General features: G+C 40.0%; 2 protein-coding genes. Both read left to right on the forward strand.

Annotated features, from left to right (window positions below; all coding sequences use genetic code 11):
* Positions 1-1,038: IS110 family RNA-guided transposase (locus BM308_RS13105; protein WP_074945826.1), on the forward strand; the 1,038-nt coding region annotated here is incomplete at its 5' end.
* A 180-nt stretch (positions 1,039-1,218) separates the two neighbouring features.
* Positions 1,219-1,353 carry a hypothetical protein gene (locus BM308_RS13630; RefSeq protein ID WP_306706594.1) on the forward strand — a complete coding sequence of 45 codons (135 nt, stop codon included), beginning with the start codon at positions 1,219-1,221 and terminating at the stop codon, positions 1,351-1,353.
* The last annotated feature ends 171 nt before the right edge of the window (positions 1,354-1,524 follow it).

Raw genomic sequence — 1,524 nt, forward strand, 5'->3', positions numbered from 1 at the left:
GTTGATCTGGCAGCAAGAGTATTTCAGGTTTGCTATCTGACCGAGAAGCAAAAGATTAAGAATAAAGCCTTATCCCGTGAAGCTTTCTTAGATTTTCTAAAATCTCCTCCTTTCAGTCAACCTTTGATGGTTGGATTTGAAGCATGCGGAGCATGTAATTACTGGGCAAGATTTATTGAGAGTCTTGGTCATAAGTACAAAATCATGCCGGCAGCTTCAATCAGAGCTTTTCTGGGCTTACAGAAGACAGATAAGATTGATGCCCTGGGAATATTTAAAGGCACTATCTGTCCTTCAGTCAGAACCATAAGAGCAAGAGATGAAGAGAATCAGACTCTGATGAATCTGCTTGCTGCCAGAGAACAGCTCCTAAAACAGCAGACACAGTCAATGAATGCACAAAGAGCAATGCTCTATGAGTTAGGAGAAATCTGCGGCGAAGGATCAGCAAAGATAGATGCGGCTACCGATAAGCTGAAGTTATCACTTGAGGAGAATCATTCTGATGCTATTAGTAATTTCAGGATGATCGCAGAGCCTTTTAAGGCAAACCGTGATTCACTTGAAGCACAGATTAAACAGATTGATCTCTACCTCAAACAGTACGCAAAGAATAACAGAACTGTACAGAATCTGATGACCATACCCGGTATAGGAGTCTTGTCTGCAGTTACTTTACATGCGGTACTTGGTAATCCGGATGACTTTCCTAATTCAAGACATTTTGCGTCCTTTGCAGGCTTTGCTCCCCGTGTTTCAGGCTCAGGAGGTGAAGTAAACGTAGGCTGTATTCCCCACACCGGCAACAGGCAGTTGAAGAAGATTCTTTATATGTGTGCTATCGCCAGATTTGCACAGCAGTCGAGAAAAGCTTCAACAGAAACAGAAGCCTCGAAGTTAACACAGCTGATAGAAAATCCGGAGATATCCAATAAAAAGATTGTCTGTTCAATTGCAAACAGGCTTGCCAGAGTGGCATGGACTATTGTCAAATCAGGACAGCCGTTTGATGCAAAGAAATGCAGATTGTTAGGCTAAAAGCCTTGTTTATAATCGTCAAAAAATGAGCTTTAAGATTTCATAGAGAGACTTGGTACCGTTCATTCTTTATGAGATTGATGCTATGGCGTGCATGGTAAAAGGATGAGGTCCTTCATGAATAAATTTATTTAAGCGAATTATCTCTCTTTACCCTGCATGTAATGATTTGGTTTAAGAATGAGTAAGATTCTTTTTTTTAATAAAATTGTTTGGAATTATCCCTCTGAACCAAATCTGCCGGTATTCGAACAGTCATTATGGGACGATAACGGCTCTTTGAGCCTGGCTGTTTTAAATGAAGGTCAGGATTGAGATGATAAGATTGTTCCACACGATAGAAAAAAACTTACTTTAGAATTAATCCTCTGGCATCTGAATTTGATGGAAGTTAAGAATGTTGTTTGTCCTAAATAAAATTTACACTGTGAATTATTCCTCTGACTGAAATCAGACCTTTAATTGAAGCAGACAGGCCCAAAGGGC

This window comes from Succinivibrio dextrinosolvens, assembly GCF_900116345.1.
In the GTDB taxonomy this organism is placed as follows: domain Bacteria; phylum Pseudomonadota; class Gammaproteobacteria; order Enterobacterales; family Succinivibrionaceae; genus Succinivibrio; species Succinivibrio dextrinosolvens_B.